The organism is Spirosoma sp. 209, from assembly GCF_002006735.1.
In the GTDB taxonomy this organism is placed as follows: Bacteria; Bacteroidota; Bacteroidia; order Cytophagales; family Spirosomataceae; genus Spirosoma; species Spirosoma sordidisoli.
Genome location: NZ_MVEC01000002.1, coordinates 354,914 through 371,638 on the forward strand (window position 1 = coordinate 354,914; position 16,725 = coordinate 371,638).

The 16,725-nt window shown below is 52.6% G+C and carries 18 protein-coding genes and 1 tRNA gene; 6 read left to right on the forward strand and 13 right to left on the reverse strand.

Features of this window, described 5'->3' with window-relative positions:
- Positions 1-27: 27 nt before the first annotated feature.
- A complete protein-coding gene (locus B1C80_RS04660; protein ID WP_077920095.1) occupies positions 28-477 on the reverse strand; it encodes a PaaI family thioesterase in 450 nt (149 codons plus the stop codon).
- Positions 478-607: 130 nt separating this feature from the next.
- Between B1C80_RS04660 and B1C80_RS04665 the strand changes: the two genes are divergently transcribed.
- The 3 genes from B1C80_RS04665 (at position 608) to B1C80_RS04675 (ending at position 2,905) form a co-directional block, all read left to right on the forward strand.
- Positions 608-1,369: a phosphosulfolactate synthase gene (locus tag B1C80_RS04665; protein ID WP_077919894.1), complete on the forward strand. Its 762-nt coding sequence runs from the start codon at positions 608-610 to the stop codon at positions 1,367-1,369.
- Positions 1,370-1,442: 73 nt separating this feature from the next.
- Positions 1,443-2,090, forward strand: coding sequence for a DedA family protein (locus B1C80_RS04670; protein ID WP_077919895.1), 648 nt, complete (start codon positions 1,443-1,445; stop codon positions 2,088-2,090).
- Between the two features lie 65 nt (positions 2,091-2,155).
- Positions 2,156-2,905, forward strand: coding sequence for a shikimate dehydrogenase (locus B1C80_RS04675; RefSeq protein WP_077919896.1), 750 nt, complete (start codon positions 2,156-2,158; stop codon positions 2,903-2,905).
- A 45-nt stretch (positions 2,906-2,950) separates the two neighbouring features.
- Here B1C80_RS04675 and B1C80_RS04680 read toward each other — a convergent pair whose 3' ends face one another.
- The 5 genes from B1C80_RS04680 to B1C80_RS04700 all read right to left on the reverse strand — a co-directional run bounded on the left by B1C80_RS04680 (position 2,951) and on the right by B1C80_RS04700 (position 7,160).
- Positions 2,951-3,724 (reverse strand): glycoside hydrolase family 25 protein, encoded by a 774-nt coding sequence (locus B1C80_RS04680; RefSeq protein ID WP_201723550.1) that lies wholly within the window; start codon positions 3,722-3,724, stop codon positions 2,951-2,953.
- A 95-nt stretch (positions 3,725-3,819) separates the two neighbouring features.
- Positions 3,820-4,062, reverse strand: a complete 243-nt coding sequence (locus B1C80_RS04685; RefSeq protein ID WP_077919897.1) for a hypothetical protein — start codon at positions 4,060-4,062, stop codon at positions 3,820-3,822.
- A gap of 124 nt (positions 4,063-4,186) precedes the next feature.
- Positions 4,187-4,822, reverse strand: coding sequence for a peroxiredoxin (locus tag B1C80_RS04690; RefSeq protein WP_077919898.1), 636 nt, complete (start codon positions 4,820-4,822; stop codon positions 4,187-4,189).
- A 165-nt stretch (positions 4,823-4,987) separates the two neighbouring features.
- The gene (locus tag B1C80_RS04695) at positions 4,988-5,653 is read right to left on the reverse strand and encodes a response regulator transcription factor (protein ID WP_077919899.1); all 666 of its coding nucleotides are present in this window, start codon (positions 5,651-5,653) and stop codon (positions 4,988-4,990) included.
- 4 nt (positions 5,654-5,657) lie between these two features.
- Entirely contained in the window at positions 5,658-7,160 is a 1,503-nt protein-coding gene (locus B1C80_RS04700) for a sensor histidine kinase (protein WP_236648615.1), read from the reverse strand.
- 157 nt (positions 7,161-7,317) lie between these two features.
- On the opposite strand from B1C80_RS04700, the gene B1C80_RS04705 reads away from it, so the two are divergent.
- Positions 7,318-7,806, forward strand: a complete 489-nt coding sequence (locus B1C80_RS04705; RefSeq protein WP_077919901.1) for a DUF3299 domain-containing protein — start codon at positions 7,318-7,320, stop codon at positions 7,804-7,806.
- Positions 7,807-7,870: 64 nt separating this feature from the next.
- On the opposite strand, the gene B1C80_RS04710 is transcribed toward B1C80_RS04705, so the two are convergent.
- Positions 7,871-7,944: transfer RNA gene (locus tag B1C80_RS04710), tRNA-Ala, on the reverse strand.
- Positions 7,945-8,099: 155 nt separating this feature from the next.
- Here B1C80_RS04710 and B1C80_RS04715 point away from each other — a divergent pair.
- On the forward strand, positions 8,100-8,354 hold the full coding sequence (locus B1C80_RS04715) for a GIY-YIG nuclease family protein (protein WP_077919902.1): 255 nt from the start codon (positions 8,100-8,102) through the stop codon (positions 8,352-8,354).
- A 65-nt stretch (positions 8,355-8,419) separates the two neighbouring features.
- On the opposite strand, the gene B1C80_RS04720 is transcribed toward B1C80_RS04715, so the two are convergent.
- The 3 genes from B1C80_RS04720 to B1C80_RS04730 all read right to left on the reverse strand — a co-directional run bounded on the left by B1C80_RS04720 (position 8,420) and on the right by B1C80_RS04730 (position 11,617).
- Positions 8,420-9,031 carry a C40 family peptidase gene (locus tag B1C80_RS04720; protein ID WP_077919903.1) on the reverse strand — a complete coding sequence of 204 codons (612 nt, stop codon included), beginning with the start codon at positions 9,029-9,031 and terminating at the stop codon, positions 8,420-8,422.
- Positions 9,032-9,119: 88 nt separating this feature from the next.
- On the reverse strand, positions 9,120-11,249 hold the full coding sequence (locus B1C80_RS04725) for a Tex family protein (protein ID WP_077919904.1): 2,130 nt from the start codon (positions 11,247-11,249) through the stop codon (positions 9,120-9,122).
- A gap of 176 nt (positions 11,250-11,425) precedes the next feature.
- A complete protein-coding gene (locus tag B1C80_RS04730) occupies positions 11,426-11,617 on the reverse strand; it encodes a cold-shock protein (RefSeq protein ID WP_077919905.1) in 192 nt (63 codons plus the stop codon).
- 324 nt (positions 11,618-11,941) lie between these two features.
- Between B1C80_RS04730 and B1C80_RS04735 the strand changes: the two genes are divergently transcribed.
- Positions 11,942-14,122, forward strand: coding sequence for a DUF5916 domain-containing protein (locus tag B1C80_RS04735; RefSeq protein ID WP_077920097.1), 2,181 nt, complete (start codon positions 11,942-11,944; stop codon positions 14,120-14,122).
- Between the two features lie 29 nt (positions 14,123-14,151).
- On the opposite strand, the gene B1C80_RS04740 is transcribed toward B1C80_RS04735, so the two are convergent.
- The 3 genes from B1C80_RS04740 to B1C80_RS04750 all read right to left on the reverse strand — a co-directional run bounded on the left by B1C80_RS04740 (position 14,152) and on the right by B1C80_RS04750 (position 16,695).
- Positions 14,152-14,382 (reverse strand): hypothetical protein, encoded by a 231-nt coding sequence (locus B1C80_RS04740; protein ID WP_077919906.1) that lies wholly within the window; start codon positions 14,380-14,382, stop codon positions 14,152-14,154.
- A 178-nt stretch (positions 14,383-14,560) separates the two neighbouring features.
- Complete coding sequence (locus B1C80_RS04745; RefSeq protein ID WP_077920098.1) at positions 14,561-15,664, reverse strand: Gfo/Idh/MocA family protein; 1,104 nt, start codon at positions 15,662-15,664, stop codon at positions 14,561-14,563.
- A gap of 293 nt (positions 15,665-15,957) precedes the next feature.
- Complete coding sequence (locus B1C80_RS04750; protein WP_077919907.1) at positions 15,958-16,695, reverse strand: SDR family oxidoreductase; 738 nt, start codon at positions 16,693-16,695, stop codon at positions 15,958-15,960.
- Positions 16,696-16,725: the final 30 nt, after the last annotated feature.

Genomic DNA, 16,725 nt, shown 5'->3' on the forward strand with positions numbered 1-16,725 from the left:
TCGGCACAGACACAAACAAATGCCGGGCTAAATACCTGGTTTTACCGAGGTTTGAATAAGATTAGTGGCACATTTGGCAATAACCTTCCCATCGGCCGCCACAATCCGGCCTTCGCAGTGAATAATGTTTTTGCCGGCCCGCAGCACCTGAGCCGTGGCCGTTACCGTATCGCCCAGCCGGGCTGCATGCAGAAAATCGACGTTCAGATTGACCGACGTATAAGCATATTCGCGTCCCAGCGTAAACACGGTCGCGCCGATCAGGTCGTCCAGTATGCCGGCAGCCGCCCCGCCGTGTAGCACACCCGCCGGGTTGGTCATATCTTCCCGGATGGTATAATCAGCCGTAAGCTGTCCCGCTTCGGCAGATCGGATGATTCCGTTGAGCCAGCGGCCAAACGGCGAAATACTGGCCTGCATGTCGCGCCCGATCATGGAGCGAAATAAATCAAGACGTGGGTTAACGGGATTGTCCATATCCGGCAAAAATAGCACTAAACCAAGCGAAACGCTTATCTGGCTTGATTAATTATGGACTTTCTTGGGAGTAATAGACGAGTTATGCTACTTTTGGGCGATTTTACAGATGCCTATTCAATTGAACCGAATGAACTATACGCTTACGCAACTTCCCGACCGTACCGCCAAACCACGTAATAGTGGGCTGACCATGGTTATGGACAAGGGGTTGAGTCTACGCGAAGTAGAAGACTTTCTGTCCACTTCCGCCGACTACGCTGACATTATCAAACTAGGCTGGGCTACTTCTTTCGTTACCCCTCATCTTAAAGAAAAACTGGCAATATACCGCTCTGCTGGCTTACCCGTATACTTTGGCGGTACGCTGTTCGAAGCCTTCGTGGTCCGAAAGCAGTTTGACGATTACCGGAAACTGCTCGACAGGTATGACATGCAGTACGCCGAAGTATCGGACGGATCGATCGAGATGGAGCAGGATGATAAGTGCAACTACATTCGCCAGCTCGCCACCCAGGTAACGGTACTGTCGGAGGTGGGTTCCAAAGATGAAGCCAAGATCATTCCGCCCTACAAATGGATCCAGCTGATGAAGGCTGAACTGGCGGCTGGCGCCTGGAAAGTAATCGGCGAGGCCCGCGAAGGGGGTACCGTTGGTCTTTTCCGGTCGAGCGGTGAAGTTCGGCAGGGGCTGGTCGAAGAAATTCTTACCCAGATTCCGTTCGAGAGCATTCTGTGGGAAGCTCCCCAGAAAGAGCAGCAGGTCTGGTTTGTCAAACTACTAGGGGCTAACGTTAACCTGGGCAACATTGCTCCCCACGAGGTCATTCCGCTCGAAACGATCCGGCTAGGACTTCGGGGCGACACTTTTTCCCATTTTCTTGACAAATAAGACCCTGTTTACAGGATTGGATCGCCTGGCGCGGTCATAGCCTTTCTAAACCTGTAGGCCGAAAACTCCACTTATGGAACTCATCAAATCACTTCTGGATTTCCTGCTTCACCTGGATCGGTACCTCGACTTGTGGGCTAATGAATACGGGATACTGCTGTATGCCATCCTATTTCTGATTGTATTCACCGAAACGGGTCTGATCGTGATGCCCCTCCTGCCGGGTGATTCGCTGCTTTTTGCTGCGGGCGCCCTGGCCGCACGAGATACCAATGAATTAAGTGTGTGGGTGATCATTCCGCTGCTGATTGTGGCGGCTCTCCTGGGTGATAACGTCAACTATTTTGTGGGCAAGTTCCTGGGTAACCGGATCAAATCCCGCGAACGAATCCTGTTCTTTAAGCGCGAGTACATCTCCGAAACCGAGAAGTTCTATGCAAAATACGGAGGCCGCACGGTCATCATTGCCCGGTTTATCCCGATTGTGCGCACCATTGCGCCTTTCGTTGCCGGCGCAGGCAGCATGAACTACGGCACCTATATCCGTTTCTGCATCGTTGGGGCCGTCTTGTGGGTATTCAGCATTACGCTGCTGGGCTTTTTCTTCGGCAACTTCCCCATTGTTCAGAAAAACTTTGAGCTGGTTGTTTTCGGTATCGTTGGTCTCTCAATCATGCCAATCGTTGTTGAGTTTGCCAAGAAGCGTTTACGCAAAGGGTGAGTAACAGGGGTTTTATCGGTGCTTTTGCCCTTTATCCAAAACACCATGATAAAACCCCTCCTCTCATGCCTCGTTACGGTCTCATCGGGTACCCGCTTACCCACTCGTTTTCCCAGCGGTATTTTACCGAGAAATTTGCCCGCGAAGGCATCGCTGACAGCCGGTATGATCTGTTCGAGCTTCCGGCAATTGACGGACTGACCGACGTATTACAAACTCCGGATCTACGCGGCCTGAACGTAACGATTCCGCACAAACAGGTCGTACTCCCCTACCTGGACCGGCTCGATGCATCGGCCCGGAAAGTAGGGGCGGTCAACGTTATCAGGCTCGAACAGGATGGCTCACGTACGGGCTACAATTCCGATTACTACGGCTTCAAGACCTCGCTCAGCAACTGGTTCTATGAGCTGGGCATCAGCCTTCTGTCCTATAACGGCCAGGCACTCGTGCTGGGGACCGGTGGCGCATCCAAAGCCATAACAGCGGCCCTGACCGATCTGAAGATTGCCTACCGGCTCGTTTCCCGTCACAAATCGCCCGAGACGATTACCTACGACGAGTTGCCAACCTTCATCCATAATTACCGGCTTATCATCAACTGCTCGCCCGTCGGTACCTATCCGCACACGGACGAAGCCCCCGATCTGCCGTACGGGCAAATTACCGACTGGCATCTGTTTTACGACCTCGTCTATAACCCGGCTGAAACCTTGTTCATGAAGCTGGGACGCGAACGGGGCTGCGCTACCCATAATGGACTGCGTATGCTGGAACTACAGGCCGAAAAAGCCTGGGAAATCTGGCAGAGTTAGTTACTGGCAACGGCCAGCCTGAACGCTACGACCTGACGCGGCAATTCATAGACAGATATCGCTGAGCCGGTCCTCGTCCATCACGAACACGTTGAAGTCGACCCGACCGCGAATACCCTGTACCCAGCCGCTCTGGCTATGCTGCCACAGATAAAGCTGATCAGAATCGTATTGCCGCAGGTGCGTGTTTGAATAATCCGCAATCCAGAGGGGATAATCGTTGAAGTTGCCCTTAATGTACCGGCGGTACAAATTGCCGTTGGTGTAGATCATGGGGCGAACGTTATAATGGTCTTCGATGGCTTCGAGCCACTGCCGCAACCCGTCAATGATGACGACGTCTGATTGCCCGTTTGTAACTTCAAAATCAACGACCGGTACGAAATCGCCTTCGCCCAGTTCAACCGTCCTGATGAAGTTATTGGCCTGTTTAATGGGGTCGCGGGTAGGGTGATAAAAGTGGTAGGCGCCCCGACGCAGGTTCGATTTTCTGGCTTCGCGCCAGTTTTTGGCAAACTGTTTGTCGCTTAAGGTAGCACCTTCTGTGGCTTTGATAAACACAAACTGGAGCCGCACTCCCTCGGCTTCCATGTCCCGAACCCGCTTCCAGTTGATTCGGTCATTGTGCCGCGATACGTCGATACCGTGAATACCGAAACGCATAGGAAGCCGAATACCAAAGGCGGATACGTGCCGCCAGTCCATTTGGGCTTTCTGTCGCGACCGGAACCACCAGCCAGCCAGCAGTAAAATCAGACCGCCGGCTATCCAAAAGCCATAACGCCGTAAAATAATCTTACCCAGAACGCGGGACTTCATGCCATTCAAAAACTAGGAGCTCGCAAATTACGGCTTTAAAACGAATGTAGCCCGAACGGCAACGTCCGGGCTACAGGATGAAGGGCACACTTGATCTAATCGCTGCCTTCCAGTTTAACCACTTTATTATAGAGACCCAAGATAAGAATGGGAGCTGCCCACTGCCCAACCAGCAGCGCTTCATGCCGTTTGCCACTGGCGTAAACAGCCGCTGCGGCTGCCAGTGCCCCCAGGCCACCCCACAGGAACAGGTCAGACGGCAATTTGGCGGTCTGTTGTTCAATGGCCTCAGCTACTGGTCCCTCATCATGTTGCGGATTCAAATTTCTCTTTGCCATAACGTTGATGTTAGTTTGGTTGCTACAAAATTCCTAACCGGCAGCCGGGCATATTGTTCAGGGGGCAATCAGCCTGTTTGCCACCGGCAAATCGACTAACCGCCCCCTGAACAGGCACTGTTTATTACTTATTTGGCTGCGGGGTAGTGCGCAGATAGGGCTTCACAAACGTTACCCCTTTAGGAAATTTAGCGTCCAGCTGATCGTTGGTTACGGCGGGCGTAACAATCACGTCCTCACCGTCCTGCCAGTCGGCGGGAGTTGCTACCTGGTAGTCGGCTGTTAATTGCAGCGAGTCGATAACCCGCAGCAGTTCGTTGAAATTACGGCCGGTAGAAGCCGGGTAAGTCAGCGTCAGCTTGATTTTCTTATCCGGTCCGATTACGAATACTGAGCGAACGGTCGCCTTCTCACTGGCATTCGGATGGATCATGTCATAGAGCGTAGCTACGGTCCGGTCGGCATCGGCAATAATCGGGAAATTCACTTCTGATCCAGTTACGTCTTTAATATCTGGCGTCCAGCGGTTGTGCGAATCGAGATCATCGACCGATACAGCTATCACCTTGACGTTACGCTTACCAAACTCATCTTTGAGCAAAGCTGTCCGGCCCAGCTCTGTGGTACAAACGGGTGTAAAATCAGCCGGGTGTGAGAACAGCATGCCCCAGGACGTGCCGAGCCATTCGTGAAAGCGAATCCGGCCCTGGGTTGTATCAGCCTCAAAATCAGGGGCAATGTCTCCTAAGCGAAGTGACATAAGTTAATGGGGTTTTAGTTAATAAACTCTATCAATTAAATATATTAATCCAAAAAGGATAAAACCGGCTTTGGACCGGTTTCACAGGGCAAACGTAGAAAAGCTTTGTGGAGTTCGTTCACACCAGAAAGGTCTTTTTTTGGGACCTTTCTGGCTCATGCATCATCAGATCAATTTCTCTTCGACGGCCATGCGTACCAGCTCGGCCGCATTACGTACCTGGAGCCGACGCATCATATTAGCCCGGTGGTTATCGACAGTCCGAACGCTGAGTTGCAGTTTCTCGGCAATTTCGCGGCTGCTCATTCCATCGATGAGATAGTGCAGAATCTCCTTCTCCTTATTCGACAGCTTCGACTGGCGCTCGACCCGGCTGTTTTTCTCGCTTTTTTTCAGCTGCTGCATATAGCCGCTCAAAATAATCGATGCTACGGGTGAACTGTAATACTTTTCGCCTGAGGCAATGGTCCGGATGGCTTTGATCATTTCATCGGACGACGAGTCTTTCAGGATATAGCCATACGCACCAGCCTCTACCGAGCGCAAGATATAATCTTCGTTATTGTGCATAGACAGCATCAGCACCCGCACCTGCTTATAGTGTTTGCTGATCACCTGTGTTGTCTGGATACCCGACATGCCCGGTAGCGAGATATCCATCAGGATGATGTCTGGTAATTGCGCTTTACCGTTTTCTTCGGCCAGATGAGCTTTGAGCTTCTCCAGTGCTTCTTCGCCGTCATTGGCTTCGTCGATAATCTCCAGCCCTTCGGCCTGTTCAAGGAGTAACCGGATTCCATCGCGAACAATGGAATGATCATCAACGAGCATCAATTTAGTAATTGTCATAGTGCGCAGGTTGCGTTTTATAGGGGATACTGACCTGTACTTTGGTCCCTTTCCCTGGTGTTGAGTGAATTTTAAACTTTCCGTTGAGCAGGTTGACCCGCTCCTGCATGTTATGGATTCCTTGAGAAGGAGTCCTTTTTTTACCGGCAGGTTGCAAACCGGTTTCCATGGGTTCGTTCCCGTTTTCGGGAACAGCCCCCCGACCAGCTACCCGGAACCCCCGACCATTATCGGCCACAGTTAAGTATAAAACGTTTTCACGCTCAAGCAGTTCAATTCTGACCTGAGTTGGCGAAGCATGTCGGATGGCGTTGCTAATGGCTTCCTGCGTAATACGGTACAGAGTAATCTCCAGATTACGATCCAGCCGGGGCATGCTGGGCGTCAGATTGGTAACGAACGTGACATCTACAGCTTCGCTCCGGTCGTGTTCGGCCAGCATTTTGATGGCAGGCGCAATGCCGAAGTCGCTAAGTACGCTCGGCATCAGATTATTAGAGATGGTGCGGGTTTCCTGAATGGTCTGGGTAACGAGGGTCTTGAGCGTGCGCAGGTTCTTGCTGTAGGGCGCTTTACCCAAGCTCTCGGCTCCGTTCAGCCGGTTTAGGCTGGCCTCCAGCCCTTCGAGCTGAAGCTTGATGGCCGTCAGCATCTGCCCCAGCCCATCGTGTAAATCGCGCGACAGTCGTTTGCGCTCTTCTTCCTGCCCGGCAATGAGCCCCGAGGTTCTGATCTGCTGTTCGTGGATCCGCTGCTGGTATTGCAGTTTGGTAGCTTCGTAGAGCTTCTGTCGGGTTTCTTTCAGCGATTTGTTCGCACTGATCAGCTTTCGGTTGGCGGCTGTTGTCTGGTTCTGGGCCTCGACCAGCTGCATAAAGGTTTGCCGAAGACGCCGGGCTGCCGGTCTGAAAATCAGTCCCCCTATCCCGATCAGCACCACTACCGTAAAAATGTACAAATAGAGCTCGACCGCCTGAAGCCAGGCCAGTTTTGACCGCAGTTCAGTGGTATAAACACGCACAATTCCGTCGATCTCCTCCAGAAACGGCTTCTCATTGGCCAGGAGCAGATTCAGACTGGCCTGCGCGTCTGGCCGTTTCAGGTCGTCGGGCTCCCGGAGGGTAATCAGTTGCCGAACGCTGCGCTGGTACGCTTCAAACTCGGGCCGAATTTCTTTGTATAGCTTTCGAACTGTCTCGGAATTAGGGACAGATACGTCCCGGTCAACAACTTTTCCTTCGCGGCCTTCCAGATGATACTGTTCAAACTTGACAAAAACCTGCTGGATCTCGGCTACTTTTCGAGCGAAGCTGACGGGCTGACTAATCCGGCTTAGCTGGAGCGCCTGCTTGACAATCTGCTGACTCTGATGGCGTTGGAGGGCAGTATAGCGAATTATCCAGAGCTCATTCTGGAAGGCATGAAGTCGCCACTGCGTCAGGCCCTGCCCTGCGGTGAGCAGAACGGCCAGCGTAATCAGCAGGGTCATGTACAGTCTCGTGAACCGTACGGGAATTGCCGCGCTATCTTTTGTGTTATCGTTGAGTAAATCGGACACAATAAGGCCTGAACGAACAAATTGAGTCAGTAAAAGTAATCTTTTTACGTAATTTTACCGTAATCCTTATCAATAAGTGCCCAACACTATGCATCGGCTACTCATCGCATTATTCGTCGTTTCTCTGTCGGCCACGGCTTTTCGTCCGCTGTCGCCCGCTCTCCCGACCCCTGTTTCGGCTGCCCCGACGGCGGAGCCGGTCAAACTATCGTGGGAGGCCCTTCGTGACGTAACCTTTAAGAAAAAATGGTACGCCGAAGAATCGGTGTATATGCTTTATCCGACGTTCGGGGCGGGTATTCAGAAGCTCAACGGGAAAGCTGTTGAACTGACCGGCTACGTACTGCCGGTCGATCTGGAAACGAATACCTACGTGCTGTCAGCCTTTCCCTTCAGTGCCTGTTTCTTCTGCGGGGGCGCCGGTCCGGAGTCCGTCGTATCGTTGAAGTTCAAAAAAGCAGGTAAGAAATTCAAAACCGATGAGCGTCGTACGTTCCGGGGTACGCTGAAGCTCAACGCCGATAATATTTACGAACTGAACTACATCCTGTCCGACGCCGAAATGATCGAAGGCTAAGCGCAGCGAATCATACCAAACAAAAAAACCACTCATCACGAGTGGTTTTTTTGTTTTCCAGGGGTGGAGAATATCGGATTCGAACCGATGGCCTCTACAATGCCATTGTAGCGCTCTAGCCAACTGAGCTAATCCCCCGAGCGTTTTTGTGGGTGCAAACATCGGGAAAAAATCAGGTCGTGTCAACTCTAAACGCAAAAAAATTCTCTCCGTCCAATAAATCCTCCTTTCAATCAGGTAGTGTTTGTTTTCCGTGAACAATGCCGTAGCTTTGGTAATAGTCCCTACATACTATGCATACAGTTTATATTATCTACAGCCCCTCAACGGACCAGTACTTTATTGGTCAGACGAAAGATTTACGCATCAGCCTGTGGCAGCACAATGCCAAAACGAACCCGGCCACGGCCAATGGTAAACCCTGGGAGGTAAAGTTCACCCAGCCGTTTGCTACCCGTAATGAAGCGTTGAGTTTGGAGATGAAACTGAAAAACAAGAATCGAACAACCCTCGAAGAGTTTATCGGCAATGCACAGCCAGTGCTCTAGCCTACTAAAAAGCCCACGTTTGCACGTGGGCTTTTTAACTTGGTACCTATCCGGTTCACAACGCCTTAAAATGGTCGCAGGGCTTTGACAAAGCGCCCCTTAAAATAGTCGGCATAGAGATTATCTTCACGCACCCCCCGCGATGAAGAGGCATGGATGAACCGAATGTTAGTAGGCCCATTTACCTCCGTCACGATTCCCGTGTGTGACACGTAGCCAGCCTGTCCTTTGTCCGGCACGAAAAAGAGCAGATCGCCCGGCGAAATCTCATTTACCTCTACTTCACGGCCCACCTCCGACTGCTGCCAGGAGATGCGTGGCATTCTGAGCCCTACGGTATTGAAAACGACGTATACCAGGCCCGAACAGTCGATGCCATCGGACGTATTGCCGCCCGAGCGGTATGGGGTTCCTGTATAGGTACGGGCTATTTTAACCACCTCCGGCACGTAGCGATTGACGTAGGTTCGGCTGTCCACCACTTTGCCGGTTGGCGCTTTGGGAACGGCCGGTGGTCGGGTACTAGCCGGCCGACGGGCAACGGTTTTTGTGGCGGCAGGACGGCGGCTCACCGAGGGGCCGGAAGAACGGAGCGCTTCGCAGGCGCTCAGGGTCGTAAGCAGACAGGCACTGAGTAAAACGGGTTGGCCGATGGCCCGGAACCAGCGTAGTGACATACGGATGGGGTTAGGATCGTAGCAGCCGGAAGGTCGATTCGCTGGCGCAATACCGGGTCGACCTTCCGGCTCGATGCGTAATGGCAACTTAATTAACTTTCATGGATAACGCAATGCGCTTGCGGGTCGTATCTACCTCCAGCACTTTTACACGTACTTTCTGGTAGACCTGCACTACCGTTTTGGGGTCAGCGACGTATTTGTCAGCCAGTTGTGAGATGTGTACGAGACCGTCCTGCTTGACGCCAATATCGACAAAAGCCCCAAATGCCGTAACGTTCGTTACGACACCATTCAGGACCATACCCTCGTGCAGATCGGTAATGGAGCGGATACGATCGTCGTACTCAAATACCGACAGCTGTTCCCGGGGATCACGACCGGGCTTGTCCAGTTCGGTCAGAATGTCGCGCAGGGTAGGTAGCCCTACCTCGCTGGTTACGTAACGTTCCGGTTTGATCTGCCGGCGCAGGTCGGGTTGTTGGATGAGGGTAACGACATTGCTTCCTATATCCGCTGCCATGCGCTCTACGAGGGCGTAGCGTTCGGGATGAACGGCACTGTTATCGAGTGGATTTTTAGCCCCTTCTATACGCAGGAATCCGGCACACTGCTCATAGGCTTTGGGCCCCAGCCGGGGTACTTTACGGAGTTGTTCACGCGACGTAAACGCGCCGTGTTGCGAGCGGAACGAAACGATATTGTCGGCTAGTTGCGGGCCCAGTCCGGATACGTACCGCAACAGATAAGCACTTGCGGTGTTGAGGGATACGCCCACCTGGTTCACGCAGCTCTCTACCACCGTATCAAGGCTCGACTTTAGTTCGGTCTGGTCAACGTCGTGCTGGTACTGTCCTACCCCAATCGATTTGGGGTCTATCTTGACCAGTTCGGCCAGGGGGTCCATGAGCCGCCGGCCAATGCTAACTGCGCCCCGCACGGTAACGTCATGATCAGGAAATTCAGCCCGCGCAGCTTCGGAGGCTGAGTACACCGAAGCGCCCTGCTCACTCACCATAAATACCGGCTTGCCGAGGTTCAGACCCTGGATAAACGCTTCTGTTTCGCGGCCGGCCGTACCGTTGCCGATGGCAATTGTATCTATCCTGTACTGATCGACCAGCTTCTGCACCACCTGTGCCGCCTGCTGCTTTTGGTTGTCTGACTGAAACAGATACAGTACGGTGTGGGTGAGCAGGTTACCCTGTGCGTCCAGGCAGACGGCTTTGCAGCCAGTGCGGTAGCCGGGGTCAATAGCCAGTACCCGCTGCTGGCCCAGCGGGGGGCTGAGCAGTAGTTGCCGCAGATTGTCGGCAAAGATAGTAATAGCGGCTGCGTCGGCTTTCTCTTTGGCCAGCCCCGAAAATTCGGTCTCGATAGCTGGTTTGAGTAATCGTTTGTAACCATCCCGAATGGCCAGAGAAACCTGATCGCGGCTGGCGGCTGTGCCGGTACCAGCCAGAAACTGACGGTCGAGCCGCTCCAGCGCAACCTCTTCGGCCGGGCCGATGCTCACCGTCAGGAAACCTTCGGCTTCGCCCCGGCGTATCGCCAGCAACCGATGGGATGGTACCCGCCGAAGTGGTTCGGCATAGTCGAAGTAATCGTTGAACTTAGCGCCGTCTGCTGCTTTCCCTTTTTTGACGACGGATCGAACAATGGCCTCGCGTTCAAAGAGGTTCCGGATGCGCTGACGGGCGTCGGCATCTTCACTGATACGCTCGGCCAGTATATCGCGAGCGCCCTGCAACGCATCGGCAACGGTAGGTACGGCGTCGGTCAGGTAGCGTTGGGCGGCCCGTTCGGGGTTCGGTTCCCGTTGCAGCTGCAGCAGGTTGGCCAGGGGTTCCAGCCCGCGCTCTATGGCCAGTATAGCCCGCGTCTTCCGCTTCTGTTTGTAGGGTAAATACAGGTCTTCAAGCTCCGTGAGGGTATCCGCAGCCGCCAGTTTCTGACGGAGGTCGTCGGTGAGTTTACCCTGGTCGGCAATTGCTTTTCCTATCGTTTCCCGCCGTTTGTCAAGATCCAGCAGTTTCTGGGTGGTCTCTTTGATCTGCCCGATCTGCACCTCATCCAGTTGGCCGGTCGCTTCCTTACGATAGCGGGCTATGAACGGTACGGTGGCTCCTCCGTTGATAAGATCGATTGTGGCCGTTACCGATGAAAGCTTAAGGCCGAGTTTGTTGGCTACGCGTTGTTCGAGCGAAAGTATGGTCATGCAATGAGGGTATAGACCGTATCGGACAGATCGGCCGGCCGTAGATGTCTGGCTTCTCTGTTTATACGTGACTAGTTATTGTACTGACCGCAAAAATGGCTCTACGAACCGACAGGGCAAAAAAAAACATGCCGTAAGGCATGTTTCTACAACGGTTGTCGGGGTATATCTTACGATTAAGCCATTTCGACGTTCACGGCGTTTAAGCCTTTCTTGCCGCGCTCGACATTGAACTTAACCTTGTCGTTCTCGCGGATTTGGTCGATGAGACCTGAAGCATGTACGAAGATGTCTTCACCGCCTTCATCGGGCTTAATGAAACCAAACCCTTTGGTTTCATTAAAGAATTTTACTGTTCCTGTTTGCATTGCTTGTTAAAATTTAAGCGAAGGACGACACAATAAACTTGTTTTCCAAATATATCTGATAAATTTTCTGACAATACCCATTGATTCTTCGTACCACTTCGCATCAGCATAATGCCCTAAAAAAAATCATAAATATTCAAATCGCTGACATACAACACATTATCATTTTTTAACAAAATATACTCAGGCATTTATACGGTAAAATAGGCGTTCTTTGCAGGCTGAAAAAAGTAGATTGACCAGATGTTTTTTCGTTCGAGTGAGCAGGGATTGGGCCCCTGGCTGGTAGTACAGAATAAATTGGCGTATAGACTGATTTGTAAAATGGGGACCGCCTGGACAGTTTTTGTTGCCGTTTTACTTCATTCGGTTGCTCTCTCCCAGTCCCTGCTGGTTAGCCCGACCGATACGCTGGTTCGGCTGGATGGTGAATTAACGGAGTCGGTCTGGCAGCGGGCTGCGGTTGCCGGCCAGTTTACCCAGAACTTTCCCAATGATACGTTACCGGCCTCTAACCGGACCGAAGTCCGGCTGACCTATGATCAGAATAACTTATACGTAGGCGTTGTCTGTTTCGACCAGAACCGGAACAAACGATTTGTGGCCAGTTCGCTGCGCCGGGACTGGGAATGGGATTTGAACGACAACTTTACCCTATATATCGATCCCTTCGGCGACCGTACCAACGGATTTACCTTCAACGTAACCCCGCTTGGTGTTGAGCGCGAAGGGCAACTCTTCAACGGAGAACGGGTGGCCACGGAATGGGACAACAAATGGCGTTCGTTCGTAAAGGTGTACCCGGATCGCTGGCAGGCTGAACTTATGATTCCCTTCAAGAGCATTAGATACCGCCAGAATTCAACCTGGTTCCTAATGAACTTTGCCCGCCATGATCTGAAGAATAACCAGCGAACCTCCTGGCGCCGGGTGCCGATTGCCTATCGGATTTCGGCGCTCGCCTTTGCCGATACAGTTCGCTTCTCGACTCCCCTCCCCCGTGTGGGAACCAATATATCACTTATACCCTACGTCAGTGGCCGCATCGACGACAATCGGGGCGAAGGGGGAGCCTACAAACCGGGAAGCAACGCCGGCTTCGACGCGAAGGTGGCAGTTACGCCAGCCCTCAACCTCGACCTGACCGTGAATCCTGATTTTTCGCAGGTAGAAGTGGACCAACAGGTTACGAACCTCGATCGGTTCGAGATATTTTTCCCCGAACGACGACAGTTCTTTCTGGAAAACAACGATCTGTTTGCGAATCTTGGATTCGAGCAGTCGAGGCCCTTCTTCAGCAGACGCATCGGTATTGGACGGGATACCAGCACGGGGGTGACCGTCCAGAACCCTATCCTGTACGGACTCCGACTGAGCGGGAAAGTGGATAAGAACTGGCGGATCGGACTGTTGAACACGCAAACCGCCCGACAAAGCAGCCGGGGCATCAGTCCGCAGAACTATACAGTAGGGGTTGTCCAAAGGCAGGTACTGGGCCGGTCCAATCTGGTTGGCTTTTTCATCAACCGGGATGCGGCTTCGGTAACACCCGGTCTGTCGCGCTATACCCGAATTGGCGGGGTTGAATTTAACCTGCTTACCGCCGACAACCGATGGGCGGGGAAGGTATGGGGCCACAAAGCATTTCAGGAAGGTCAGGCCGTGAACACCACTCAGGACGCAGCCCATGGCCTCTTGTTAACCTATACCAGCCGGAACCTGATGCTGGAATGGTCGCACGAATACATTGGTGCCCGGTACAACATCAACGATGTGGGGTATGTAGCCCGGCGCGGCCAATGGGGCTTTTTCCCGAAAGGCGGGTATACCTTCTATTCCCGACAGCAGGGAGGACTGGTTAGCCACGGCCCCGGCTTTGAAACCCGCTTTTACCGTGACCTGACCGGCAGGCTGCTTGACCGCGAGCTGAATCTTTTTTATTCATTCGCCCTCCGGAACACGACCGAATTTGGCGGAGGCTTTTACTCGTATTACACGTATCTGTTCTCGGCTTTCGATCCTACCAACCTCGACGGGAAGGCCTTACCCGCCGGAACAGACTATCGGATTAAAGGAGGATTCTGGTTCCTGAACACTGACCGCCGAAAGTTACTGACGCTGCAGGTCGAGGGCTGGACGGGTGGGTATTTCAACGGGACCAACTTCAACATTGCTCCTACACTCAATTACCGCTTTCAGCCGTACGGGTCGCTTGGCATCACGGCTGAACACAACAACATCCGGTTGCCTGCTCCTTACAGTTCGGCTTCTTTCTGGCTGGTTGGTCCCCGACTCGATCTGACGTTTTCGCGTCGGGTATTCCTGACAACTTTCGCCCAGTTCAACAATCAAACCAACAACACCCTGTTGAACACGCGGCTGCAGTGGCGATACGCCCCCGTGTCGGATTTGTTTGTCGTGTATCAGGAAAACTACATACCGGGCTCGTTCCAGAGCAAGAACCGTACGCTGGTACTAAAACTATCGTACTGGCTTAACCTGTAACAAGTACCAGTAGGGAAACCAGAAGGGTATTAGTTCAGATACGGCAGATAGGGCTCCAGCCGATCGGTATCGCGGAAGGCGGCTACGTTCTGAAGGTTGTTGCGGTACGCATCGTAGCACAGCTCGACGTAGAAATCGCGAAGGTTATACAACAAAAAGATCTGGTCACCTTCGTACCGATTAGCCAGTATGTCTCCTGCGTAGTAAAGCGTATCGAGTTGCTGGTTGGCGGGGAGTCGGGTAAAATCGGCGGGTTGCATATGAAACGGGGTTGGCCAGCGAAATACGCCAAAAATCAGCAGTCAGGCAACCGGCCAAACTGACTTTATATAATACACCCTAATTACTATTATCATACAAATAAAATAGCCCATTCATCAATGGGCTATTTACCAGTCAGATAAAAGCCCCTGACTGGGTGGGCAGGGGCTTTTAATTTTATGACAGCTTGACGGATCGACCGGTACGAGCGGCTTCGTAGATAGCTTCTACCACGCGGATGTCGCGTAGTCCTTCCTCGCCGGGCACGAGCATGGGTTTGTTCTGCATGATCGATTCGGCATCGTGGTCCATCTGCAGGGTCTGCTGCCAGGGCGTTTCATACGGATGGTCAATTTTACCACTGGCCCGGCCGGTGAACTCCCCTTTGACCCCGTTATAGGCTGAATAAGGCTCCATGTGTAGGGTTCCCTTGTCGCCCGTTACGTGCAGGTAGTTCATATTCATCCCGTAACTTGTCTGAATGGTTGCCCGCGCTCCGCTGGGAAAAACCAGCTGGGCCATGGAGGTTTCGTCGAGGCCGTTCTTATACACGTCGGGGCGGGTCGTGTACTGCTGCGCCGTTAGTGAAATCGGTTCTTCGCCGGTGGCCAGTCGTGCCCCCTGAATGGCGTATACGCCCATATCGTACATAACGCCCCCGCCCATTTCCTTTTTCTGTTTCCAGTGGTCGGTTCGGGCGTCATAGTAAGCCGCCGAGCAGCTCACCATCTGAATTTTGCCAACCTTCCCGTCCCGAAGCGCTTTCACATACTCCTGGGTATTTGGTTCATGATGGAGCCGGTACCCTACTGCCAGCGACCGCTTGTTTTTGGCACAGGCATCAATCATGTTCTGGCATTCTTTAGCGGTAACGGCCATTGGCTTTTCTACCCAGACGTGCTTGCCCGCTTTAGCCGCCCGAACAACGTACTCCTCATGCATGGAAGGGGGCAGTACGACATACACTACATCAATATCCGGGTTATTAGCAATCTGATCGAAGGTCTGGTACGAGTAGATATTCTTGTCCGGAATGTTGTACTGCTTCTTCCATTTCTCGGCCTTGGCGGGCGTTCCGGTTACGATACCGGCGAGGTAGCATTTTTTGGTTTTTTGAAGGGCGGGAGCCAGCAGATCGGTACTGTAGTAGCCCAGTCCGACCAGCGCTACCCCGAGCCGGTCCTTAGCCGGGCGGGTAGCGGCTAACAGCGTGTTGGGCGAAAACGTGGCTACGGCACTGGTAAGAGCAGTAGCCTGTAAAAAGTCTCTTCGGGTTGTCATAATGCTATCGTACTGGTTTCGGTACAGGGTTCGTAATGTGTAGTACAAGAATACAAAAGGCACTGATCAATTACCAGTGTCCCGTTTCTGGTTATAAAGCGAATTTACCCATACCCTACCCATCTGCCTCAGCATTAGCCAGGCCTACATACCGAAAACAGTAACCAGACGTCATCCTACTTTATCAGTTCGATCACCTGACCTGCGTCAGGTTAAGACCTCGTGTCCCCGCTTCTGAATAGGTAACTATCGACTGATCACCCGTGCTGACTGTACGGGTGATCAGTCGATAGTTACCACGGGCTAATACCCGTTTCCGGCGCGTTGTCATCGCTGAAGAATTGGCTGGTCGGACCTTCCGGTCCCAGCATAGCTGCTTTTATTACCCTGGCAGCAGCATCCGGCACGGTTCCGGGTCCGCTGTGGCCGTTAAAGTCGGTAGCGGTATAGCCCGGATCAACGGCATTTACTTTGAACGGGGTGTCGCGCAGCTCGTAAGCCAGCACAATGGTGTAGGCGTTGAGAGCCGCTTTCGACGACACATAACAAGCGGGCTTAACCGCGTAATACGGCCAGGTCGGATCATTATGCAGCTCCAGCGAACCCAGTCCAGAAGTAACATTAACGATTCTGGGTTCGGGCGACAGCCGGAGCAGGTCGATAAAGGCCTGGGTGACACCGATGACACCAAAATAATTGGTCTCAAATATCTGCCGAAACAGGCTGATGTCGGTACTGATGGCTTCTTGTGGTAAATTACCGCCGACCCCAGCGTTGTTGACCAGCACATCCAGCACCGGGGTTTTCTGACCCAGTGTTTCGCGGGCTGCCTTTATCGAGTCAAGGTTGTTAACGTCGATTAGCAGGAGTTCGACGGCGGAGAGACCCTCCGATTGAAGCTGGTCGACGGCCTGCTGTCCTTTTTGTCCATCACGGCTTCCCAGGTAGACATAATACCCATGTTGCAGTAGCTGCCGGGCGGTTTCGAAACCGATGCTTTTGTTGGCTCCTGTTATCAGTGCTGTTTTCATGATCAGGTTGTTTTGACAGCACAAAAGTAC